The following is a 21666-nucleotide window of genomic DNA, read 5'->3' as shown; positions in this document are numbered from 1 at the left end:
CACCGACATCGACCCGAAACCGCCAACGAGGAACGGTCACGTTCTGCAGCTTAGTGTCGTGCAGTGATGGGAAGCATCCGTGTCGCTGAAGCTGCTGGCCCTGTCGTCCGCGACGGTAGTTCACCGCAGAACGCGCTGCAGGACACCTGGTACGGCGAGTTCGAAGACTTGGATGCCGTGCTCGCGGCTGGCGAAACCTTTCTTGAGGACGCGGTAGCAGCGAAGCCTCCCTGATCGCAGTGTTGATGCTGCTTACGGTTTGATGGGGGGCACCACGAAGCCTCATTGGATGGCGCGCCCGCGGAGGGTTGTCGTCGCAGAGGCAGATCCGACGCTGACGATGGAGTCATCCTCCCTATAGCCGGCGGTCGGCATGACCCACGACGCCGCGCGGGTTGAAACGGGTCGACGGGCGACGAAGATGTCCGCCTAGGCTCGGCGGAGCAACGTGAACGTCGGCCAGTTGAAATGTGGGAGGCGCCAGCGTTCAGCTGGCAGGTTGTGGCGGAAGTTGTAGCCGGTGTCAGCGAGGACCTGCAGGTTGTTGCAAGCGTCGCCGAGGGCAGCGGTGTCGTCGTCATCGCCGAGGTCGGCGCGAAGGTATGTGCTGGCCGCGATGATGTTGTCGGTGCGGTCCGTGCACCCGCGCCTGCTGCAGTAATGACCCTCGCCAGCCTCACGAACAGCGGCTGCTTGCCCACGCCAGCCGTCCGCTCCAGTGGCACGCCAGGATCGTATAAGCGACCTGCAACTGACGCGCAACCCAGGGCACCTTGCGAGGCGAGCGATCGTCACCGGTAAGCTCCTGCTCACCCGGGTCGACAGGAGACGCCATGGCCAAGTTTGCCGAGTACCAGTGGTTCTCGAGCATCGCTCCAAACTTCGGGGGCCCGAAGGGTGTCCTCGCCGTCGCCGCTCTCGTTGGCATAGGCCTCTACAAGGGTGGTGAATTCGGAGTGAAGAAGCTCGTTCAGGCCTCCCGCGTGGCGAAAAAGAAGAAGGATGACGCTGCGGCGAGCGCCACCTACACCTTCCTTCGTGACGCCGAGGATGGGCACGGACTTGTCGTGAAGAAGGGTTGTGAGTTCCGAGTGCTCAGCGATATCGGCAAGACCGACCTCGGTGAGACGCGCGGGATCGAACTTATCGGGGACGAGCGATTCTTCCACTACGTTGAGGCGGCCTTTCTTGAAGGCGTCTCTAACTGGCGCCGAAACGACGCGTCCTCGGACTGACGGGTGAACGGCGCTCAATCGAGAAGATCTCTGCCGCAATTTCGAATGCCGCCAAATCCCTCTGTTCGCATTCGACCGCGGCCTGACTCGGTGTCCTTGTTTGAGCACCGCGGACACCGAGCCGGCATCAGTTGCTTTTGATTTCGGAGCGACGAATTCGCCGTCCGACTGGGTGGCGCCGTCGTCCACCTGCCCGGCAGTCAGCCCTGCCCGCACGAGTCCGTCGAAGGTGGCGCCGTTGACGGCGAGCATGCGGGCGACGGCGAAGGTGACGTAGATGGGTGCGGCGTCCTTCCATCGTTCCTTCGTCCCGAGGGTTTGTCTGCCGTCGAGCCAGACGCGGCGCCGGTCGACATCGACCAGCAACACCGTTGCCGTCTGTTCTCGCTCCGACCCGGAAGACCCGCCATGCACCTGCGCCGTTCCGCCGCGCCCACCTCCGTCCGCCCGAGCACCTGGACCGACCCGTACGGCCGGCTCGCGGTGCGGTGCCTGCAGACGGTCGTGATCGTCGTGGTGATCGGCGGGATCGTCACCGCCGCGACGACCCTGAGCCTCGTCACGATCCCGGTGCTGCTCGCGCTCATCGTCGCCTCGGCGCTGTACCCGCTGGTCGCCTGGCTCCGCGGACACGGGGTGCCGTCGGTGCTCGCCACGACGATCGCGTTCGTGGGCGTCCTCGCCGCGGCCGCCGGGGTGCTGTGGTTGCTCGTCGCCGCGTTCGCCGGGCAGTGGCCCGCACTGCAGGCGTCGGCGGTCGACGGGCTCCAGCAGGTGCAGGACCTCCTGCACGAGCTACCCGTCCGGGTGACCGACGGACAGATCGAGGACGCGGTCTCCGGCCTCGTCGACTTCGTCACCAGCGCACGGTTCGGGGCGGGCGCGATCGCGGGCATCTCCGCTGTCACGAACGTCGTCACCGGGGCCGTGCTCACCGCGGTCATCCTGTTCTTCTTCCTCAAGGACGGGCCGGCGATCTGGGAGTTCCTGCTCCGCCCCTTCACCGGCGAGCAGTACGACCGGGCCCGCCGGATCGGGGACCGCGTGGTGACGACCCTCGGCGGGTACGTGCGCGGGACGGCCGCCGTGGCCGCGTTCGACGCGGTGGCGATCGGCACCGGCCTCGCGGTCCTCGGCGTCCCGCTGACGATCCCGCTGGCGGTGGTGGCGTTCGTGACCTCGTTCATCCCGATGATCGGTGCCCCGATCGCCGGCACGCTCGCGGCACTCGTGACACTCGTCGCGCTCGGGCCGGTCAAGGCGGTGATCGTCGTCGCGATCGTCGTGCTCGTGAACCAGATCGAGGGCAACTTCCTGCAGCCCGTGCTGATGGGCAGGACGCTGCGCCTGCACGGACTCGTCATCCTGGTCGGCCTGACCGCGGGCACCGTGCTCGGCGGGGTGACCGGGGCGCTGCTCGCGGTCCCGCTCATCGCCGCCGGCTGGGGCGTCGTCCGGGTCTGGAACGGCGAGGACGAACCGGCGACGCCGTGGCGGCAGAAGCGACGCGAGACGGTCCCGGTCGGCTGAGCACCTGGTCAGCACCGGGATCCGGTCACCGCGCCGCACTACGCTGCCGTGATGGACGACAGGCAGCCGGACGCGAGCCGGTTCGACGGGCACGTGGTGATCGGCGGCGGCGTGGTCGGTGCTGCCGCTGCCTGGGCCCTGACCGCCCGCGGCGAGCGCGTCCTGCTCATCGAGCAGCACGGTCGCGGGCACCTCGAGGGGTCGTCGCACGGTGCGACCCGGATCTTCCGGCAGGGCTACACCGACCCGGAGTACGTCGCGCTGACGACCCGCGCGCTCGCGCTGTGGGACGCCCTCGAAGCGTCGTCGGGCACGACGCTGCTCGACCGGACGGGCGCGGTCGACCACGGCCGGCCCGAGGTTGTCGAGGCGATCGCCGCGGCGCTGAGGGGCGCCGGGATCCCCCACGAGACCCTGACCCCGGACGAGGCCGCCGCACGCTGGCCCGGCATCGCGTTCGAGGGGCACGTTGTGACGCACGCCACGGCCGGACGCATCCGGTCGGCCGACGCGGTCGAGCTCTTCCTGACGCTCGCGGAACGCACGGGCCTGGCCGAGCTCCGGTTCGGCAGCCGGGTCCGGGCGATCGTCGACCACGGCGACGACCTCACCGTGACGCTCGGCGACGGCACGGCGGTGCGGACGGCGAGCGTGGTGGCCGCCGCGGGGTCGTGGGCGCCCACGCTGGTGGGTGACGTGCTCGCCGGGCGCGGGGCGGTCCTCCCGGCCGTCCGCGTCACTCAGGAGCAGCCCGCCCACTTCCCCAGCCACCTGCCGGACGAAGCCTGGCCGTCGTTCGTGCACTGGGCTGACGGCGACGACGTGTACGGGCTGCTGACGCCGGGCGAGGGGGTCAAGGTCGGGTTCCACGGCACCGGACCGGTCGTCGACCCCGACGCTCGCGACAAGCGGCCGGTGCCCGAGGAGGCCGAGCGGCTGCAGGCGTACGTCGCGCGGTACGTGCCCGGGGTCGACGCGACCCGTCCGACCTTCATCAGCTGCCTCTACGACACCACCCCGGACGAGGACTTCGTCATCGACCGGCGCGGGCCGCTCACCGTCGCGACCGGGTTCTCCGGCCACGGGTTCAAGTTCGCGCCGTTGCTCGGGGAACTCCTCGCCGACCTGGCGACCGGAGGCGAGCCGCTCCCGCGCTTCGCCCTCTGACCGCGGGCCGTCCCGCTACGGTGGACCGGTGCGCGTCGTCATCGCTCCGGACTCCCTGAAGGGCACCGCGACCGCGGCCGACACCGCGCGGGCGGTGCGGTCCGGGTGGCTCGACGAACGGCCGGAGGACGACGTCGTCACCGTGCCGATGGCGGACGGTGGCGAGGGCACCCTCGACGCGTTCGCCGCGGCGTACCCGACCGCTCTCCGCGTCCCCGTGACGGTGACCGGGCCGGACGGCACGCCCGTCGACACGCACTGGCTGCACCTGCCGGACGGCCGGGCCGTCGTGGAGCTCGCGGCGACGAGCGGGCTACCGCTCCTGGGTGGGGCCCTGCGCCCGGGGACCGCGACGAGCCGCGGGTTCGGCGAGGCGATCGCCGCGGCGCTCGATGCCGGGGCGACCGGCCTCGTGCTGGGCATCGGGGGCAGCGCGTCGACCGACGGCGGTCGACCGGTGCTCGAGGCGCTCGGGCTGACCGTCGACGCATCGGGCGCGGTCGACCGCTCGGGGCTCCGGCCGCTGCCCACCGGCGGTGTGGTGGTGCTGACCGACGTGACGTCGCCGCTGCTCGGCCCTTCCGGTGCGGTCGCGGTGTTCGGACCGCAGAAGGGCATCACGCCCGACAGGGCACCGGCGTTCGAGGAACAGCTGAGCGGGTGGGCGGCGAGCCTGCCCGGGGTCGACCCCGCGACGCCGGGTGCGGGTGCCGCGGGCGGAGTCGGGTTCGGGCTGCTCGCCTGGGGTGGGACGCTCGCACCGGGAGCCCGAGCGGTCGCGGACGTGCTCGGGCTGCCCGCACTGCTCGACGGTGCCGACGTCGTGGTCACCGGCGAGGGGCGCTTCGACGAGCAGAGCGCGGCGGGCAAGGTGCCGTCGGTCGTCCGGGCGCTCGCGGCGGAGCACGCGCCGGCCGCCCGGGTGGTGCTGGTCGCGGGCGAGATCGAGGCGCGGTCGGACGACTTCGACGCGGCGGCCTCGCTCGTGGTGCTCGCGACGCAGACGACCGGGGAGCCGGACGACGCGTTGCGCGACCCGATGCGCTTCGCGACGATCGCCGGGCAGCGGTTGGCGCGGCTCGTCGGCTGAGCCCCGCGGTCGACGCGGCCGACACGGCTGGACCCCGCGGCCGACGCGGCCGACACGGCTGGACCCCGCGAGCGCCGCGGCCGACACGGCTGGACCCCGCGAGCGCCGCGCCCGCGCCCCGACGCGGCCGCACCCCGACACGCCCGTCGGTGCCCACGAGGGGTACCCCGTCGCAACCTCCCTGTCCCCAGGGCGCGGGACCACACTGGGATGCGGGTCGCACCCGGCCCGAGAACACCCCCACGAGGAGACCAATGCGCACCGTCAACGCGTACGCGGCACCGTCGGCCACCGAGCCGCTCGTCAAGACCACCATCACCCGCCGTGACCTCGGCCCGAACGACGTCGAGATCGACATCGCCTACGCCGGCATCTGCCACTCGGACATCCACACCGTCCGCGGCGAGTGGGGCCCGATCCAGTACCCGCAGGTCGTCGGTCACGAGATCGTCGGCCACGTCTCGGCCGTCGGCTCCGCCGTCACGAAGCACCAGGTCGGCGACCGGGTCGGCGTCGGCTGCATGGTGAACTCCTGCGGCGAGTGCGAGCAGTGCGTCGCGGGCCAGGAGCAGTACTGCCTGAAGGGCAACATCCAGACCTACGCGGGCGTCGACCCCGCGGACGGCTCGATCACCCAGGGCGGGTACTCCGAGGCCGTCGTCGTCAACGAGGACTTCGTCCTCCGCGTCCCCGAGTCGCTCGACATCGAGAAGGTCGCGCCGCTGCTCTGCGCCGGCATCACCACGTACTCGCCGCTGCACCACTGGAAGGTCGGCCCCGGCTCGAAGGTCGCCGTCGTCGGCATGGGCGGCCTCGGCCACATGGCGGTGAAGATCGCGGTCGCGCTCGGCGCCGAGGTCACCGTCCTGTCGCAGACGACCAGCAAGCAGGAGGACTCGCTCCGCTACGGCGCGAAGGCCCACTTCGCGACGAAGGACCCGGCGACCTTCGAGGAGCTCGCGCAGTCGTTCGAGCTCATCATCAACACGGTCTCGGCCAAGCTCGACATGAAGGCGTACCTCGGCCTGCTCAAGGTCGACGGCACGCTCGTCAACGTCGGCGCCCCGTCAGAGCCGCTCGAGGTCCCGGCGTTCGCCCTGATCCCCCGCCGCCTGAGCTGGGCGGGCTCCGCGATCGGCGGCATCGCCGAGACGCAGGAGATGCTGGACTTCTGCGCCGAGCACGGGATCCTGCCGGAGACCGAGCTCATCAGCGCCGACCAGATCAACGAGGCGTACGAGCGGGTGCTGTCGTCGGACGTCCGCTACCGCTTCGTGATCGACGCGGCCACGCTGGCCTGACGGCCTGACGGCCTGACCGTCGGACGGGAGGCGCGGGGCCAGCGGGCACCGCGCCTCCCGTCCGTCGTCCGGCCGCGGACCGACCGCGCAGCCTGTCCGCAGAACGCGAGCACATCGTCCGGGTCACGCGACGCGCCCGCTCCATCCGCCGGAGGAGAGAGGCTTGACCGGTGGACGACACGACGAACGAGGGACTCCGCTCCCTGGTGTCGGTGTCCGGCAGTGACACCGACGGCGCGATCGCCGACCTCGCCGGCATGTACGCCGGCAAGGCCTGGCACTCGGCACACGTCGACGACGACTTCTGGTACCGCTACGTCGCCGTCGGCGACGAGCGGATGAGCATCCGACGGTCGCAGATGCACGGCTCGCTGCGCGGCGACGTCGCCGTCGAGGGCGAGGTCGTCGTCCAGTGGCTCGACTCCGGTACCGCGACCGTCGACACCGGACGCAACGCGATCAGGATGCAGCCGGGCGTCCCCGTGCTCTTCCCGATCGAGCAGCGCTTCGACATGGAGTACCGCGACTGGGACCAGCGGCTCGTGCACCTGGACCGCGAGCTCGTGCTCGACGTCGCCGCGGAGCGCTTCCTGGTCGACGGGACCCTCGCGTTCGACCGCTTCACACAGCCCACGACCGCCGCGGTCGAGCGGTGGCGTGCGTCGGTGGCCTCGTCGGTCCGGGCGCTGCGCGACGAGGGCGCCGGGTCCCTCGCGTGGCACGAGTCCCAGCGCGACGTCGTCCGCTCGCTCTTCGACCTCTACCGGTTCCACGGCGAACCGGCTCCCGTCGGCTGGGGCGAGCACCGGAACGCCCGGGTCCGCTCCGCCGTCGAGACGATCCACTCGCGGGCGCACGAGCCGTTGACGGTCTCGGACATCGCCTGCGCTGCCGGCTTGAGCGTGCGCGGTCTGCAGGAGTCCTTCCAACGGACGCTCGACCGCACGCCGATGCAGTACCTGCGCGAGGTCCGGCTGCGTCGCGCGCACGACGACCTGCTCCGCGCCGAGCCCGGGTCGGTGGCCGTCGCGGAGATCGCGGCTCGGTGGGGGTTCACCCACATGGGTCGGTTCTCCGGCGAGTACCTGCGGCGGTTCGGCGAGTACCCGAAGCAGACGCTGCGGCGCTGACGTCCGATGCTGCTCGGCGGTCAGCCGATCTCGTCGCCGGACGGCAGCGCGCCGCACCAGTCGACGGACGACGCCTGCACGCTCGCCTCGAGCGCACCGGAGGCCGCGTCCACGACGCTCACCAGGTCCCCCGATGCCGACCGCGTGGTGACGGCCAGGAACTGACCGTTCGGGGACGGGCAGACCGCGGTCACGCTCGCGTCCTCGGGCACGGTGACGGGCAGCCGGGAGGCACGGCTCGCGTCGACGCGCACGATCCGCTGGGCGAGGGTGCCGTCGGTCCGCACGTCGCCCACCACGCGCACGTACGTGTCGCCGGTGAGCGGGGCGATCCGGCCGAGGTAGGGCGCGTCGGTGCTGCCCTCCGGCGCCGGCAGTGCCGTCCGCTGCCCGTCGGTCAGGTCGAGGCGGACGATGCCCGTCCCCGTCTCGACGACGGCCGTGGTGCCGCTGCCGACGAAGCCGTGCAGGTAGGTGGCGCTGCCGAGCCGCACCGGGTCGTTGCGACCGCTCATGTCGACGAGCACCAGGTCGTCGGACCCGGTGCGGACCAGGGCGCTCTCGGTGCGGGGCACGTACGCCCACTGCGCGACGGTCATCGGCTCCGCCCCCGCGGTCGGCTTCCCGTCGGCCGCGATCGCGGTCGGCAGGTGGGTGCCGGTCATGTCGACCACGTACAGCCCGACGTTCCGTGACTGACCGGTGGAGGTGTCGGCGTACTCGAAGCCGAAGGAGGCGCCGTCGTCGGCGACGTGCAGCGCGGTGACCCGTCCGGCGGCGCTCGGCAGCGTCAACCGTTCGACCGGCGTGCTGTCGTCCTGCACACCGCCGGCGAGCGGGACGATCTCGACACTCGACCGGCCGTCGGTGCCGCGGACGACGACGAGCGACCGGCCGAGCCGCGCGTACTCGGTGATGCCGGTGGCCTCGAACACGGTCGTCGCGCCGCCGGCGTCGAGGGAGCGGCGGACGATGCGGTCCTTCCCGCCGGACGCCCCGGGTACGAGGGCGAGGACGTCCGTGCTGCCCGTCGTGATCGTCGTGCGGAGCTCGGAGGTGGCGGGCTGCCCGGGGGCCCGGACGTCACGGACGGTGATCTCGTAGGCGCGGTCGTAGGCGAGCGGCCCGGCGAACTCGACGGCGATGGTGTTGCCGCTCGACGTGACGGTGTGCGGGGCGGACGGGCTGACCGTCACGGCGTCGGCGGGGACCCGCTGCAGGGCCTGGTTCGCCGTCAGGATCACGCGCTGCGCCGGTCGCGACACGAGCCCGGTGGCGTCGTACGTGACGTCGCGGAGGCGGGGTCCCTGCTGCGAACCGATCACCGCTGCGACGGCGCCGACGAGCACGAACACCGTGATCGAGGCCACCAGCCGGCGGCGGAAGCGGTCGCGCGGGCGGCGGCGGAGCGGGCCGGTGTCGTGCGGGCCGACGGGCGCGGTCGTGGGTGCGGGCGTGGCGGGCATCAGTACTCGTACGGGTCCGACGGCTGGTCGATGTCGCGGACGGTCGCGGCGCGGATGACGATCCGGGCGTCGGCGGACTGGTCTGGGTTCGCGGCGAGCTTCCCCGTGACGCGGACCCACTGGTCGGCGTCGGGCACGGGACCGTCGACGACCACGCCGAGGCCGACCGGCTGGGCGTCGACCGCGCAGCAGCTGATCACGAAGCGGGTCAGGGTGAACGACCCGTCCGACCCGGGCACCACGAAGCCGGAGAGCTCGACCGGCTTGCCGACCAGCGCGGTCGTGTCCGTGGTCTGGCGGATGAGCGCCGCCCAGTCCTTCACGCCGTACTCCGAGGTGTCGACGCCCTCGCTGCCGAGCAGGGCGACGTCCTGGGTACCGGTGGCGTTCGACAGGGTCGGGGTGTCCACGCTCCGCTGCTGGGCGGTCCGGGCGGACAGCGTCGTCGGCGGGAGCACGAGCATCGCGACCGTGACCCCGACGGTGGCCGCCGCCGCGATGCCGCCGACGACGCCGCGGGTGATGCGCGCGGCTCCCGGTGCCCGGCGCCGGACGGCCAGGGCCGCGTCGGAGCCCCGCTCGTACGCAGTCTCGTCGATGTGGGCGTGCGCGCCCCCGTGCTCGTGCTCGTGGGCGTGCGCGCCCCCGTGCTCGCCCTCGTGCTCGTGGGCGTGCTCGTCCCCGTGTCCGTGTCCGTGTCCGTCACCGTCGTCGTGCGCGTGCCCGTGGCCTCGTGCCACCGCGACGAGTCCCGCCAGGGAGGCCGGCACGGCGACCGCGGCCAGGACGATCGTGAACAGGTCGTACCGCGGGTTGATGTACAGGTCGAGGTGCCCGACCAGCGCGAGCCACAGCGTGCACAGCGCCACCGCGAGCACCGACCCGAGCCCGAGGTACGCGGGAGCCTTCTCAGACGAGGACATTCATCACCAACCCGACCGCCGCGGTGAACAGGACGCAGACGACGGCGAGCAGCACCAGGAAGCGCGCGCGGAACGTCGTCCGGAGCAGGGCGATCATCTTGACGTCGATGATCGGCCCGATGAGCAGGAACGCCGTGATCGACCCCGGCAGGAAGGTCGAGGCGAAGGACAGCGCGAAGAAGGCGTCGACGTTCGAGCAGAGCGAGATCGTCATCGCCAGGAGCATCATCGCGGCGACCGACAGCACCGGGTTCGCGCCCACCGCGACGAGGGTCGACCGGGGCACGGCCACCTGGATCGCGGCCGCCAGTCCGGCACCGACGAACAGCGCCGGCATCATCGTCGCGGTCTCGCCGCCGAACTGCGACGCGCTCTCGCGCCAGCGGTTCCGGGAGCGCGGTGCTCCGACGGCCGCGCGGCAGCGGGCCTCGAACGCGGGCAGGAGCAGCTCGGCCGGGCGGCGGTGCGCGGCGACGATCCACCCGACCAGGTTCGCGAGCACGAAACCGCCGACGATGCGGACGACGAGGATCCACCCGGACCACCCGAACGCCTGCGCCGTGCTGATGATGACGAGCGGGTTGAGGATCGGCGCGGCGACCAGGAAGGTCACGGCCTCGGCCGGGGTGAACCCGCGCATCATGAGTCCGCGGGCGAGCGGCACGTTCCCGCACTCGCACACCGGGAAGAGCATGCCGATGAGGGAGATCACCGCGCGCCGCGGCACCGGGCGCTCGGGCAGGATCCGCTCGAGCACACCGGCCGGCACCCAGACCTCGACGACGATGGACAGCACGATGCCGAGCACGACGAACGGCAGCGACTCGACCACGACGCTGATCGCCAGCGTCAGGAAGTCCTGCACGACGTCGGGCAGCCCGGCGGTCCCCACGGTCGGCGACACCACGCGCACGCCGAGCAGCACCACGACGGCACCGAGCACCAGGCCGGGGCCGGTGAGCGTGCGGGTCGGGGCGGGGCGAGTGGGAGCGCTCGTCACCGGGACAGGATAGGCGAGCATCGCGCCCGCTCCCTCGGAGCCGCGCGGCGCCCCGGTCCCCCTGCCCGGCTCAGGCGGTCGGCAGGCCCGTCAGGTGCCGGTCGAGCAGGTCGATCGCCCACTCGCCGGACTCCCCCGGCGCGAGGCGCGTCACGTGCACCGCCAGACCGTCGACGAGCGCGTGGAGTCGGCACGCCTCGTCGGCCCGCTGGTCCTCGGGCACCCCGACGAGGGCGACGATCCGGTCGCACCACGCCCGCATCTCGGCGACCACCCGGTCCAGGGCGGGCCGGAGCGCGGCGTCGGTGAGCGCCGCGTTGCCGAGCGCCAGGTACACGTCGAGCTCGACCATGCGCTCGTCGTCGAGCGGCAGCAGCTCGAGCAGGATCCGCCGCGCGGTCTCGCCGTCCGGCAGCCCCTCGGGGATCGCGCCGATGCGCTCCCGGGTGCGGTCGAACACGAGCGTGATGGTGTGCTCGCGCATCGCGGCCTGCGTCGGGAAGACGTAACGCACGGTGCTCGGCGGGAGGCCGGCCTCGGCGGCGACCCCGCGGACGCTCAGGGCGCCCAGGCCGTCGCGCGCCAGGACCCGGCACGCGGCATCGGAGACGTCGAGTCGGCGCCGTTCGAGGTCCTCGCGGGTGGTCACCACGCCATACTCGCACGGTCGTGCGACTCGTGCTACCGTCGGTCCCACAAGAGTCGCACAGTCGTGCGACTCGACACGTCCTCACGAGGGAAGGAGTCGCCGTGGCCTGGGTCGTGCTCGTCCTGTCCGGGGTGCTCGAGGCGGTGTGGGCCACCGCGCTGAGTGCGTCGAACGGGTTCAAGAAGGTGGTGCCGACGATCGTGTTCGTCGCCGGCATGGTGCTCAGCATGGTCGGACTCGCGTTCGCCATGAAGGCGATCCCGGTCGGCACCGCCTACGCGGTGTGGGTCGGCATCGGGGCGTCGCTCACGGTCGTCGTGGCGATCCTCCGCCGTCAGGAGGCCGCGTCGATCACCCGCGTCGCCCTCGTGCTCGGATTGGTCGCCTGCGTGGTCGGCCTCAAGGTGGTGAGCTGAGGTGGCGTGGCTCGTCCTGTTCGTCAGCGCGGCGCTCGAGACCGTCTGGGCGACGGCGCTCGGCGCGAGTGACGGCTTCACCGTCCCGGGTCCGACGGCCCTCTTCGCGGTCACGATCGTCGTGAGCCTGGTGGCGTTCGGCTACGTGCTCCGGCACATCCCGATCAGCACGGCCTACGCGGTGTGGACCGGGACCGGAGCGGCCCTCACGGTCCTGTGGGGCATGGCGACCGGCGCCGAACCGGTCACGTTCCTGCGCCTGCTGTTCATCGCCGGGATCGTCGGCTGCGTGGTCGGCCTGAAGCTGGTCCCCGCCCGCCCGGTCACCCCGGCCCCGACCCCGACCCCGGCCGCGGAGCGCGGCGTCAGTTCCGCGAAAGCGACAGACCGCCGCGGATGATCGGGCGCATCCTGTCGCTTCGGCGGACGAGACGGCGCCGGTGACGGATCGCGCCGGTGACGGACCGGGCCGGTGACGGCCGGGAGGCGCGGTGCCGGCTGGCACCGCGCCTCCCGGCCGCCACGGGGTCACCGGGTCAGACGGACGCGCCGGTCCACTCGTCCTCGGCAGCGACGTGGTCGCTGCCCGCGGTCCCCGCGGCGAGCGCGGCGGCCACGCGGTCGGCGTGCGACGGCGGGTCGGACGGCACGTGCGCCGGACGGTCCGCCTCGTTGATCCTCCGGAGCTCGGGGACGATGTCCTCGGCCAGGATGTCGATCTGCTCGAGCACCGTCTTGAGCGGCAGCCCGGCGTGGTCGATGAGGAACATCTGGCGCTGGTAGTGCCCGACGTGGTCCTTCATCGTGGCGTAGCGGTCGATGACCTGCTGCGGCGAGCCGACGGTGAGCGGGGTCTGGGCGGTGAAGTCCTCCATCGACGGACCATGGCCGTAGACCGGGGCGTTGTCGAAGTACGGGCGGAACTCGTTCCACGCGTCCTGCGAGTTCTTCCGTGCGAAGAACTGTCCGCCCAGGCCGACGATCGCCTGGTCGGCGGTGCCGTGCCCGTAGTGCTCGAAGCGCTGGCGGTACAGGCCCACCATCTGCTCGGTGTGCTGGATCGGCCAGAAGATGTTGTTGTGCAGGAAGCCGTCGCCGTAGTACGCGGCCTGCTCGGCGATCTCGGGGGTGCGGATGGAGCCGTGCCAGACGAAGGGCGGGACACCGTCGAGCGGACGCGGCGTCGAGGTGAAGCCCTGGAGCGGGGTGCGGAACTTCCCCTGCCAGTTCACGACGTCGTTCTCCCACAGCTGGCGGATGAGCGCGTAGTTCTCGATGGCCAGGTTCACGCCCTGGCGGATGTCCTGCCCGAACCACGGGTAGACCGGGCCGGTGTTGCCGCGACCCATCATGAGGTCCATGCGACCGTCGCTGATCACCTGGAGCATCGCGTACTCCTCGGCGATGCGCACCGGGTCGTTCGTCGTGACGAGGGTCGTGCTCGTCGACAGGGTGATGTGCTCCGTGCGGCCCGCGAGGTAGCCGAGCATCGTCGTCGGGCTCGACGCGACGAAGGGCGGGTTGTGGTGCTCTCCGGTGGCGAAGACGTCGAGGCCGGCCTGGTCGGCGTGCTCGGCGATCGTCAGGATGTCCCGGACGCGCCGGGTGTCGTCCGGTGTGGTGCCGGTCGTGGGGTCCGTCGTGACGTCGCTGACGGTGAAGATCCCGAACTGCATGGTGCCCGCCTCCTGGTGCTGGCCGTGGTGCCGCTGGTGGTGCGGCGGTTTCGATGCGTTTGCATCGACTTGCCGGGTACAACGTACCGCAGCGCCGGGCATTCCCGCCAGTGCCGGACGGCCTAGGTGCGCTCGGCGGCGCGGTGGCAGCCCCTCAGCGTCCGTCCGGCACTGTTGACTCCGCGCGCTCAGTGACGCAGGGCAGCGCATCCACGTCCGTCCGGCGCTGTGGACTCCGCGCGTTCAGCGACGGGGCGGCAGCGCGTCTGCGTCCGTCCGGGCCGCGTGGTGGAGACCGTCGGCGAGCCAGACGACCGTGACGACCGCGAGCACGCTCACGCTCGACGCCATCCGGCCGGCGACCAGGACGGCGGCGTGCAGGTCGGCGACTCCGGTCAGCCCCGCGACCACGGCGACCACGGCGACCAGGAAGGTGACGCCCGTCGCGAGCAGGAGCAGCGCCGTCACCACGCGGCGCGGGCCGCGGCGGCCGTCCCGGTCACCGCGCTCGCCTCGGTCGACGCGCGGACCGACGGCACGGACGAGTCCGAGCCAGAACAGGGCGATCGCGCACGCACCGACGATGTCGCTCACGCGGTGCCAGCCGTACACGACGGTCTGGTTCGCCACGAAGACCGCGTAGGCGGCGCCCGCGAGCGTCACGACCGGTCGCCAGCGCCGGGGCGTCACGAGGAGCACCGCGAAGAGCGCGGCGAGTGCGATCGTCGCGTGTCCGGAAGGGTACGAGTTGGGCGTCTCCGACTGGGCGATCTCCGGGCGCTCGGCGATACGCTTCACGAGCGTCGAGGTGGCTGCCGACGCGAGCACCACGACGCCAGCTCCGAGTCCCACCGCGAGCCGGCGTCGGGCGAACGCGACGGCGGCGATCACGACGACCAGCAACAGGATGACCGGCACCGAGATGACGTTCAGTGCAGTGTCCGACCCGAACAGGTCGGACTCCCGGACCCCGCCCAGCGCGGCGTCCTCGACCCGCTGCCCGACCGGCGTCAGCACGGCGACGGCGTAGACGAGAGGCACGATCACGAACCCCAGAGCCGCCAGCAGCCCCCACCGCAACCGCCGCGACACCAACGGTCCGCGCGACTCGGGCGCGGTGCGTTCGGGCGTGCGGGTCACCGGCGTGGTCCTCCTGGGTGTGGCGATCATCGGTCTCCTCGTCCGGCTGCTGCCGCGCGGGCGATTCGGACGGTCGGGGTCCGACACGATACCGTTGGTCCGCCGGTCCGCGCCTGTGAACCAGGGGTCAGCCACCTCAGGATCCGACGCCAGCGCCGCCCGTACGGCACGGGCAGCCGCTCCGGCTCCCGTCGCCGGCACGTCCGGTGCGACCACCCTGTACCAGGAGGAGACCGAAGTGGCCATCAAGGAACCCAGCATCACGGCGTCGCCGAACCGGGGCCTCGCCCTGACGGCGGGAGCGCTCCTGGCGCTCTGGGGCTTCCTCGGCTTCTTCTTCGCCGCCGACGGCGACCCGGGCTTCTTCAGTCGTGAGGGCGGGATGCTCTGGAACGCGTTCGGCGTCAACCCCGCGATGTGCCTGCTCTGGATCCTGCTCGCCGTCGTCCTCCTCATCACGGGCCTCGGCACGACCATCGGTTCGCGGAACGGCAACCGCCTGGTCGGCATCGTCCTCGTCGTCATGGCGGTCTACGGCTTCGCGCTCGGTGGCACCTCGGCGAACGTCTTCGCACTGACCTTCGCGGACAACCTCTTCCACGCGATCGTCGGCGTGGTCCTGCTCCTCACCGCCTTCGGGGCCGACCACGAGAACGTGCGGGCCATCCGGGCGGCACAGCGCGCCTGACGCTCCCGCTGCTCGTCCTCGACGCCCCGTCCACCGTCCGGTGGGCGGGGCGTCGTCGTGTGGGCGGGGCGTCGTCGCTGTCGGGGCGTCGGGGTGCTCCCGGCGGCTCAGCCCGCCGAAACTGGAGCCGGTGCCGTCTCACCGAGCGGTCAGGACACGCCGCGCGTCGACCGCCGGGCGTGCACGATCCGTCGGCACCGGCGTCCGAGCGTGACAGATCTGACCCGCTCGACGGAGTGCCCGGCGGCCGGGCGGGCCGGGCCGGGGGCCGGGGCGGGGTCAGGCGTCGTCGGGGCGGGGGGACGCCTCGAGCTCGGTCGCGACGACCCGCGGCGCCTCGGACATGAAGCGGCGGACATCGAGGTCCACGATGATGTCCTGCGGGCGCAGCGGACGGGTCAGGTAGAGCCCCTCGAGCGACGTCAGCCGTGAGAGCGCCACGTACGTCTGCCCGGCGCTGAACACCCGGTTGCCGAGGTCGACCACCGCGCGGTCGTACGTCGACCCCTGCGACTTGTGGATCGTGACCGCCCAGGCCAGGCGCAGGGGGAACTGCTGGAACTCCCCCACGGTGTCCTTCTTGAGCTCCTTCTTGTCCGGGTCGTAGGAGTACTTGAACTTCTCCCAGACGGACGGCTGGACCTCGAAGGACTCCCCGTCGACGTCGACCCACACGGTGTCCCGGATGGTCGTCACGACACCGAGTGTGCCGTTCACCCAGCGCTGGTCCGGGTCGTTCCGCAGGAACATCACGTGCGCGCCGGGCTTCAGCTCGAGGGCTTCGTCAGCCGGGAAGTTCCGTCCTCCGAAGTCGCCGTTGACGTCGGCCCGGGCGGTCTTCACCTTCCCGGGCAGCCGGTCGAGGGCCGCCTTGTTGATGCGCGACACCGTGTCGTTGCGGGTCGCCAGCGTGATGGCGTCGTCCGGGGCCGGTCGGGCACCGGCGGTGTTGAGCTGCCCGGCGATGTCCGCGGTGACCCGACCGTGCCGTACCGCCGTGAGCATCGCGGCGAACGCGTCGTCGCGCTGCCGGTGCACGGTCGCGAGCTCGACGATGTGCAGCTCGGCCTCGAGCCAGACCTTCGCGTCGAAGAACCACATCGACCGGTAGTGGTCGGTGAAGTAAGCGCGCTCGTCGCCGTCGCCGGGGACCGGGGGGAGCTGGTACGGGTCGCCGAACATGACGACCTGCACGCCGCCGAACGCCTCGAACTGGCGTCCCCGGGCCTTGCGGAGCGAGCGGTCCATCGCATCGAGCAGGTCGGCGTTGACCATCGAGACCTCGTCGATGACCAGGGTGTCGATCGTGTTGAGGAGCTTCCGGGTGTCCGGGCCCTGCCGGAGCTCGGCGTCGGCGATGAGCCCGATCGGCAGCCGGAAGAGCGAGTGGATCGTCTGGCCGCCGACGTTCAGCGCGGCGACGCCGGTCGGAGCGCAGATGACGACCTGCTTCTCGGTGTTCCACGACAGGTGGTTGAGGAGCGTCGACTTCCCCGTCCCCGCCCGTCCGGTGATGAAGACGTGGTCGCGGGTGTGCTCGATGTACTCGAACACCGCCCGCTGTTCGGCACTGAGCGCGACGCTCACCGGTCGCCCGTCCCCGCAGCCGCCGGGCCCGCCAGCGCGGCCGGGTCGGCTGCCGCTGCCGGATCAGCCGGCGCAGTGTCCCCGCCGGCCCCGTCCGCCGGCGAGCGGTCGGGCGCGGGACGGTTGCCACGCAGTCGGACCAGCGTCACGACGACGACCGTCACGAGCAACGCGATCCCCGCGACGACGAGGACGACACCGGCCCGGGCCTGGTCCTCGAGCGGGGTCGGCCCCCACTCGCGGCCCATCGCGCCGAACCACGACGCCTGGAGCAGCCCGAGCGGCCCCTGCATCGCGATGCCGAGGGAGACGGCGCCCGCTGCCACCACGACCGCGCCGACGACCCGCACGAGCGCCGCGCCGGTGCTCGCTGCCCGGGCACCGGCGGCCACGGGTGTGAGGAGCGTGGGGACGGCGAGCAGCCCGACGAGCAGGAGCCCGACGTCGACCAGGGTGCGCCCGGCGGGGTCGCTCACCGACCACCGCAGCACCTGCGTGGCGTACAGGCCCCACCACACCGCGGCGAGGAGCACGAAGGACGGGAAGGGCTGCGCGAGGTACCGGACGACGCCGTTGTCGACGAGCAGGCCCGTCCACTCGCGGACGCCGGTCGACCCGTCGTCGCGCGGGTGCACGGCGGCCCGGATCAGCTGCACGGGCGCCGCAGCCCACAGGAGCGCGGGGACGACGAGGCCGAGCAGCACGTGCGCGCCGACGTTGGCGGACACCAGGAACCGGTCGTAGGTGTGCAGCGAGCCGGACGTCGCCACGACCAGCGTCACGACCGCGATCGCGGCGGCGGCCGTGCGGCGCACCGGCCACGGGACGCCACGACGACGCAGTCGGACCACGCCGGCGGCGTACGCGGCGGCGACGAGCACCGCGGCCATCAGCCAGAACAGGTCGACGTTCCAGGCGGTGAGCCACCCCCATGAGCCCGGGTCGCCCGGGAGCGCGTCGTCCGTCAGCAGCTCGGCGGGCGTCGGGTTCGTGGTCTTGCTGAGGGCGACCTCGCCGACCGGGGTCGCGGTGCGCCCGAGGGCCGCGGCGAACCCGCTCGCCACCCCCATGACGGCGAGTTCGACCAGCACCAGGGTCCAGAACGGACCACGGCGTCCTGGATCGTCGGTGAGCGACCGGATCGTCCGCCGACGCTGCACGGCACCGAGCACGCCGATGGCGACGAGCGCCGCGGTCTTGACGAGCACGAGGACGCCGTAGGGCGTGAACAGGTTCGCCGGGGTGCCCACGCGGATGATCGCGGACGCCGTCCCCGACACGGCGACGAGCACGAAGCAGCCGAGCGCGATGCTCGAGTAGCGGGCGACGACGAGCGGCAGCCGGTCACCGGGCAGCACGCCGCGCAGGAGCACGACGAGCAGCAGCCCGCCGACCCACAGCGCGGCGCCGACCAGGTGCAACCCGAGCGCGGTGACGGCCGAGTCGTGGCTCGCGGTCCCGGCGGCGTGCCCCTGCTGCGCGAGCGGGACGAGCCCGACCATCGCGACCCCGGCGGTGAGGGCGACCATGCCCCGACCGCGGACCGCGAAGCAGAGGACCGTCACGGCGGCTGCGACGAGCACGGAGACCAGCCACGCGGTGCCGAGGTCGGTGCCGGTGAGGAACACCCCCATCGACTGGCCGAACTGCTCGTCGAGGCTCAGGGCCGACCCGGCGACGGACAGGAACGTGAAGAAGGTCGTGGCCGCAGCGGCGACGGTCCACACCCCGGCTGCACCCGCGGCGACGTCGATCGCACGGTTCCACTCGGGTCGGGTGCGGGAGAGTCCGACGACGGTGAGCGCCAGGCCGCCGATCGTGGCCGCTGCGGAGAGGTCGACGACGAGTCGGGCGATCGGCAGGCCGAAGCGCACGACCGCGCCCGGGTCCGCGATGAGCGCACGATCCGCCCCGCCGCCGATCACGAGGGCGACGAGGAGCGAGACGAACCCGACGAGCAGCAGCACGGCGGGGCCGGCGATGCGTGCGATCCGGTCCACCCGACAAGCCTAGGCGGTGCCCGGCCGACCACGGCACGCCGGTGGGCCGACCTGTGGGCGGTGCGCGGTGCCTCCCGGCTGTGCAGGAGAGGACGTACCGGAGCAGGACCAGCCGGACGGACCGGCCCCGGGAACGACGGAAGGGACGGCCGAGGCCGTCCCTTCCGGTGCTGCTGAGCGGTCTTACTTGACGGCAGCCTTGAGCTTGGAGCCGGCGCTGACCTTGACCGAGTCGCTCGCGGCGATCTCGATGGCGTCACCCGTCTGCGGGTTGCGGCCGGTGCGCGCGGCGCGGTGGGTCTTCTCGAAGGCGATCCAGCCCGGGATCGTGACCTTGGTGCCGTCGGCGACCGACGACGAGACGACGCTGAACAGCGCGTCGACGACGCCGTTGACGGTGGCCTGGCTCTGGCCGGACTCCTGCGCGACGGCAGCGACGAGCTCGGTGCGGTTCAGTGACTTGTCAGCCATGGATGTCCTCCTCGGACTTCTTGCAGTGTCGGTGGGACGTCGGGACGCCCGCCCGCCCGGAGCGGGGTGCCCTGGACGTGGTGGCCCCGGGGACGGTGACGCCCGGCGGAACCGTCAGCGAACCTACCAGCCGTGCGGTGTCCGGACGACCGACTCGCCCGGATTTCCGGGGTTGTGGAGGGTCTGGAGGGGTCCGAGTGACGGATGTGGCGACGATGTACCCCGCCGGGGCCGGGACGACGAACGCCCCGTCCCTCTGCAGGGACGGGGCGTTCGGTGGAGCTGGTGCTTACCAGGAGCTCTTCGTGATGCCCGGCAGCTCGCCACGGTGGGCCATGTCGCGGAAGCGGACACGGCTGATGCCGTACTCACCGAGGTGGCCACGGGGGCGACCGTCGATGGCGTCGCGGTTGCGGTAGCGGACCGGCGACGCGTCGCGCGGGAGCTTCTGCAGGCCGACGCGGGCGGCCTCACGCGACTCGTCGGTGCCGTTCGGGTCCACGAGGGCCTTCTTCAGCTCGAGACGACGCTCGGCGTAGCGCGCGATGACCTCGGCGCGCTGGTTGTTCTTCGCGATCTTGCTCTTCTTCGCCATGCTTAGCGCTCCTCACGGAAGTCGACGTGCTTGCGGATCACCGGGTCGTACTTCTTGAGCACGAGGCGGTCCGGGTTGTTGCGACGGTTCTTCTTGGTCACGTAGGTGAACCCGGTCCCCGCGGTGGAGCGGAGCTTGATGATCGGACGGACGTCCTGACCCTTCTTGGCCATCAGATCTTCTCCCCACGGGCGAGGAGATCCTTGACGACGGACTCGATGCCGCGTGCGTCGATCACCTTGATGCCCTTCGCGCTGAGCGTGAGCGTGACGTTACGACGAAGCGAGGGCACGTAGTACGTCTTCTTCTGCACGTTCGGGTCGAAGCGACGCTTCGTCCGGCGGTGCGAGTGCGAGATGTTGTGTCCGAAGCCGGGGGTGGCTCCGGTCACCTGGCACACTGCTGCCATGGTTTCCTCCTGAGGTACCGAGCGACCGGACGGCCGCTCCCAAGGTCACTTGCCTGGCGCGCACGCGCTCGTCACCGGAGGTGACCGCAGCGAGGGGGTTGTGCGCGCCGCCCAGACCCGCTGGCCCTGTCGAAGGACCTGCGAGCACCGCGCGACCGCGGCGTACGCGACGGTCGGAGGGCTTGGAACAACTGGGTCTGCCACGCGGACGCGGCGGACCAGGGGTCCACGTTACGGGACGGCCGCGCGTGTCGCAAGCCGGGCCTCCCGGTGGGCCGCACCGACGCTGACCTGGAGGCGCGACTCGGCCCCGGCGCTCCGGCTTCCGTTCCCCGCCCTGCCCGGTCCGGCCACTTCCCGTCGCAGGACATGCTGTCGGTCGACTCGGCGGACGGCAAGTCGTGCGACCAGGACGGCCGCGAGCGGCGAGTCGTGCGACCAGGACGACGCCCGGGTGGAGCCCGCAGCAGCAGCCGAGCCGGCCGACGCCTACGGGCCGTCGGTGGGCCGCGGCGCGAGCGCCTGCACCAGCAGCTCCCCGAGCTCCCGAGGCATCGTGAACATCGGCCAGTGCCCCGTCTCGAGCCCCACGATCGTCAGGTCCTCGACCGCGACGAGCTCGGTCGTCCACGCGTGGTGCTCCGCGACCATCGCCGCCAGGTCCTCCGCCGGGATCTCGCACGACACCACGGTCGCCGGGATCCGGTGCCGAGCGGGGTCCGCGTAGTGGAAGGGGTCGGTCGGCACGGCAGCGGGCTCCGGAACCGCCCGGCGCTCGAACTCCTCGCGGAGCGCCGGCGTCATCCCCCGCACGGTCGCCGGCTCCCAGACGTCCCACGACGGCAGCGGCACGACACCGTCCACCACGGGGAGCTCGTCGTTCACCACGGCACCGTCCGGCCCGGGGAACGTGTCCACGTAGAGCAGGTGCGCGACGAGCGAGGGTCGCTGGTCCGCCGCCATGAGCACCATCGGCCCGGCACCCGAGTGCCCCGCGAGCGCCACCGGCTCGTCCGGCGTCGCCACGGCGTTGAGGACCGCCACGATGCCGGCGACCTGCTCGTCGAGCGTTGCACCCGTCCGCGTGATCGCCTGGACGGCGTGCCCGGCCTCCTGCAGGACGGGCGTCACCTCGTCCCACGCGCTCGCGTCGAGCCAGAACCCGGGCACCAGGATGACGTGCATGCGCGGGA

General features: G+C 72.1%; 23 protein-coding genes. 10 read left to right on the top strand and 13 right to left on the bottom strand.

The window, feature by feature from the left end:
- Positions 1-63 precede the first annotated feature (63 nt).
- The 7 genes from C1N91_RS16535 (at position 64) to C1N91_RS01715 (ending at position 7453) form a co-directional block, all read left to right on the top strand.
- Positions 64-234, top strand: a complete 171-nt coding sequence (locus C1N91_RS16535; RefSeq protein WP_175415857.1) for a hypothetical protein — start codon at positions 64-66, stop codon at positions 232-234.
- A 599-nt stretch (positions 235-833) separates the two neighbouring features.
- Positions 834-1235, top strand: coding sequence for a hypothetical protein (locus C1N91_RS01740; protein WP_137766344.1), 402 nt, complete (start codon positions 834-836; stop codon positions 1233-1235).
- Positions 1236-1643: 408 nt separating this feature from the next.
- Positions 1644-2765, top strand: coding sequence for an AI-2E family transporter (locus C1N91_RS01735; protein WP_137766343.1), 1122 nt, complete (start codon positions 1644-1646; stop codon positions 2763-2765).
- Positions 2766-2816: 51 nt separating this feature from the next.
- Complete coding sequence (locus C1N91_RS01730) at positions 2817-3932, top strand: FAD-dependent oxidoreductase (RefSeq protein WP_137766342.1); 1116 nt, start codon at positions 2817-2819, stop codon at positions 3930-3932.
- Between the two features lie 28 nt (positions 3933-3960).
- A complete protein-coding gene (locus C1N91_RS01725; protein WP_137766341.1) occupies positions 3961-5022 on the top strand; it encodes a glycerate kinase family protein in 1062 nt (353 codons plus the stop codon).
- A 254-nt stretch (positions 5023-5276) separates the two neighbouring features.
- A complete protein-coding gene (locus C1N91_RS01720) occupies positions 5277-6323 on the top strand; it encodes an NAD(P)-dependent alcohol dehydrogenase (RefSeq protein ID WP_137766340.1) in 1047 nt (348 codons plus the stop codon).
- A 170-nt stretch (positions 6324-6493) separates the two neighbouring features.
- Positions 6494-7453, top strand: a complete 960-nt coding sequence (locus C1N91_RS01715; RefSeq protein WP_137766339.1) for a helix-turn-helix transcriptional regulator — start codon at positions 6494-6496, stop codon at positions 7451-7453.
- A 20-nt stretch (positions 7454-7473) separates the two neighbouring features.
- Here the strand turns inward: C1N91_RS01715 and C1N91_RS01710 are convergent, their stop codons facing one another.
- The 4 genes from C1N91_RS01710 to C1N91_RS01695 are packed head-to-tail and all read right to left on the bottom strand — an operon-like array spanning position 7474 to position 11491.
- Positions 7474-8919 carry a hypothetical protein gene (locus tag C1N91_RS01710; RefSeq protein WP_137766338.1) on the bottom strand — a complete coding sequence of 482 codons (1446 nt, stop codon included), beginning with the start codon at positions 8917-8919 and terminating at the stop codon, positions 7474-7476.
- Positions 8919-9842, bottom strand: a complete 924-nt coding sequence (locus tag C1N91_RS01705; RefSeq protein WP_137766337.1) for a TIGR03943 family putative permease subunit — start codon at positions 9840-9842, stop codon at positions 8919-8921. Before C1N91_RS01705 ends, C1N91_RS01710 begins: the two co-directional genes overlap by 1 nt.
- Positions 9829-10863, bottom strand: a complete 1035-nt coding sequence (locus C1N91_RS01700; protein ID WP_137766336.1) for a permease — start codon at positions 10861-10863, stop codon at positions 9829-9831. Before C1N91_RS01700 ends, C1N91_RS01705 begins: the two co-directional genes overlap by 14 nt.
- Positions 10864-10912: 49 nt before the next feature.
- Entirely contained in the window at positions 10913-11491 is a 579-nt protein-coding gene (locus tag C1N91_RS01695; RefSeq protein WP_137766335.1) for a TetR/AcrR family transcriptional regulator, read from the bottom strand.
- A 101-nt stretch (positions 11492-11592) separates the two neighbouring features.
- Here C1N91_RS01695 and C1N91_RS01690 point away from each other — a divergent pair, with 101 nt between their 5' ends.
- Positions 11593-11907 (top strand): DMT family transporter, encoded by a 315-nt coding sequence (locus C1N91_RS01690; protein ID WP_082688372.1) that lies wholly within the window; start codon positions 11593-11595, stop codon positions 11905-11907.
- 1 nt (position 11908) lies between these two features.
- Positions 11909-12307, top strand: a complete 399-nt coding sequence (locus C1N91_RS01685) for a DMT family transporter (protein WP_137766334.1) — start codon at positions 11909-11911, stop codon at positions 12305-12307.
- A gap of 136 nt (positions 12308-12443) precedes the next feature.
- Here C1N91_RS01685 and C1N91_RS01680 read toward each other — a convergent pair whose 3' ends face one another.
- Together C1N91_RS01680 and C1N91_RS01675 are read right to left on the bottom strand one after the other, a co-directional pair.
- A complete protein-coding gene (locus C1N91_RS01680; RefSeq protein ID WP_137766333.1) occupies positions 12444-13583 on the bottom strand; it encodes a CE1758 family FMN-dependent luciferase-like monooxygenase in 1140 nt (379 codons plus the stop codon).
- 243 nt (positions 13584-13826) lie between these two features.
- On the bottom strand, positions 13827-14723 hold the full coding sequence (locus C1N91_RS01675; protein WP_175415856.1) for a phosphatase PAP2 family protein: 897 nt from the start codon (positions 14721-14723) through the stop codon (positions 13827-13829).
- 238 nt (positions 14724-14961) lie between these two features.
- On the opposite strand from C1N91_RS01675, the gene C1N91_RS16530 reads away from it, so the two are divergent.
- Positions 14962-15411 carry a DUF4383 domain-containing protein gene (locus C1N91_RS16530; RefSeq protein ID WP_175415855.1) on the top strand — a complete coding sequence of 150 codons (450 nt, stop codon included), beginning with the start codon at positions 14962-14964 and terminating at the stop codon, positions 15409-15411.
- 279 nt (positions 15412-15690) lie between these two features.
- On the opposite strand, the gene C1N91_RS01665 is transcribed toward C1N91_RS16530, so the two are convergent.
- From C1N91_RS01665 to C1N91_RS01635, 7 genes are all read right to left on the bottom strand, one after another.
- Entirely contained in the window at positions 15691-16998 is a 1308-nt protein-coding gene (locus C1N91_RS01665; RefSeq protein WP_137766330.1) for an ATP-dependent DNA helicase, read from the bottom strand.
- Entirely contained in the window at positions 16995-18998 is a 2004-nt protein-coding gene (locus C1N91_RS01660; RefSeq protein WP_137766329.1) for a cytochrome c oxidase assembly protein, read from the bottom strand. The genes C1N91_RS01665 and C1N91_RS01660 overlap by 4 nt, the downstream gene beginning before the upstream one ends.
- A 183-nt stretch (positions 18999-19181) precedes the next feature.
- The gene (locus tag C1N91_RS01655; RefSeq protein WP_058727660.1) at positions 19182-19469 is read right to left on the bottom strand and encodes an HU family DNA-binding protein; all 288 of its coding nucleotides are present in this window, start codon (positions 19467-19469) and stop codon (positions 19182-19184) included.
- 289 nt (positions 19470-19758) lie between these two features.
- A complete protein-coding gene (gene rpsN / locus C1N91_RS01650) occupies positions 19759-20064 on the bottom strand; it encodes a 30S ribosomal protein S14 (RefSeq protein ID WP_022903745.1) in 306 nt (101 codons plus the stop codon).
- A gap of 2 nt (positions 20065-20066) precedes the next feature.
- Positions 20067-20237, bottom strand: a complete 171-nt coding sequence (gene rpmG / locus C1N91_RS01645; protein WP_022908193.1) for a 50S ribosomal protein L33 — start codon at positions 20235-20237, stop codon at positions 20067-20069.
- Positions 20237-20473: a 50S ribosomal protein L28 gene (rpmB, locus tag C1N91_RS01640; protein WP_022903747.1), complete on the bottom strand. Its 237-nt coding sequence runs from the start codon at positions 20471-20473 to the stop codon at positions 20237-20239. The genes rpmG and rpmB overlap by 1 nt, the downstream gene beginning before the upstream one ends.
- A 489-nt stretch (positions 20474-20962) precedes the next feature.
- Positions 20963-21658: an alpha/beta fold hydrolase gene (locus C1N91_RS01635; protein ID WP_137766328.1), complete on the bottom strand. Its 696-nt coding sequence runs from the start codon at positions 21656-21658 to the stop codon at positions 20963-20965.
- Positions 21659-21666: the final 8 nt, after the last annotated feature.

The organism is Curtobacterium sp. SGAir0471 (genome assembly GCF_005490985.1).
Taxonomy (GTDB): domain Bacteria; phylum Actinomycetota; class Actinomycetes; order Actinomycetales; family Microbacteriaceae; genus Curtobacterium.
Note: the sequence above shows the minus strand (reverse complement) of the source record. Positions and strands in the feature narration are given on the sequence as shown.

Coding starts and splice junctions, on each gene's coding strand:
- rpmG (WP_022908193.1), bottom strand. CDS start 20,237: ATGGCCAAGAAGGGTCAGGACGTCCGTCCGATCATCAAGCTCCGCTCC.
- C1N91_RS01710 (WP_137766338.1), bottom strand. CDS start 8,919: ATGCCCGCCACGCCCGCACCCACGACCGCGCCCGTCGGCCCGCACGAC.
- C1N91_RS01705 (WP_137766337.1), bottom strand. CDS start 9,842: ATGTCCTCGTCTGAGAAGGCTCCCGCGTACCTCGGGCTCGGGTCGGTG.
- C1N91_RS01700 (WP_137766336.1), bottom strand. CDS start 10,863: ATGCTCGCCTATCCTGTCCCGGTGACGAGCGCTCCCACTCGCCCCGCC.
- C1N91_RS01720 (WP_137766340.1), top strand. CDS start 5,277: ATGCGCACCGTCAACGCGTACGCGGCACCGTCGGCCACCGAGCCGCTC.
- C1N91_RS01680 (WP_137766333.1), bottom strand. CDS start 13,583: ATGCAGTTCGGGATCTTCACCGTCAGCGACGTCACGACGGACCCCACG.
- rpmB (WP_022903747.1), bottom strand. CDS start 20,473: ATGGCAGCAGTGTGCCAGGTGACCGGAGCCACCCCCGGCTTCGGACAC.
- C1N91_RS01740 (WP_137766344.1), top strand. CDS start 834: ATGGCCAAGTTTGCCGAGTACCAGTGGTTCTCGAGCATCGCTCCAAAC.
- C1N91_RS01735 (WP_137766343.1), top strand. CDS start 1,644: ATGCACCTGCGCCGTTCCGCCGCGCCCACCTCCGTCCGCCCGAGCACC.
- rpsN (WP_022903745.1), bottom strand. CDS start 20,064: ATGGCGAAGAAGAGCAAGATCGCGAAGAACAACCAGCGCGCCGAGGTC.
- C1N91_RS01655 (WP_058727660.1), bottom strand. CDS start 19,469: ATGGCTGACAAGTCACTGAACCGCACCGAGCTCGTCGCTGCCGTCGCG.
- C1N91_RS01730 (WP_137766342.1), top strand. CDS start 2,817: ATGGACGACAGGCAGCCGGACGCGAGCCGGTTCGACGGGCACGTGGTG.
- C1N91_RS01635 (WP_137766328.1), bottom strand. CDS start 21,658: ATGCACGTCATCCTGGTGCCCGGGTTCTGGCTCGACGCGAGCGCGTGG.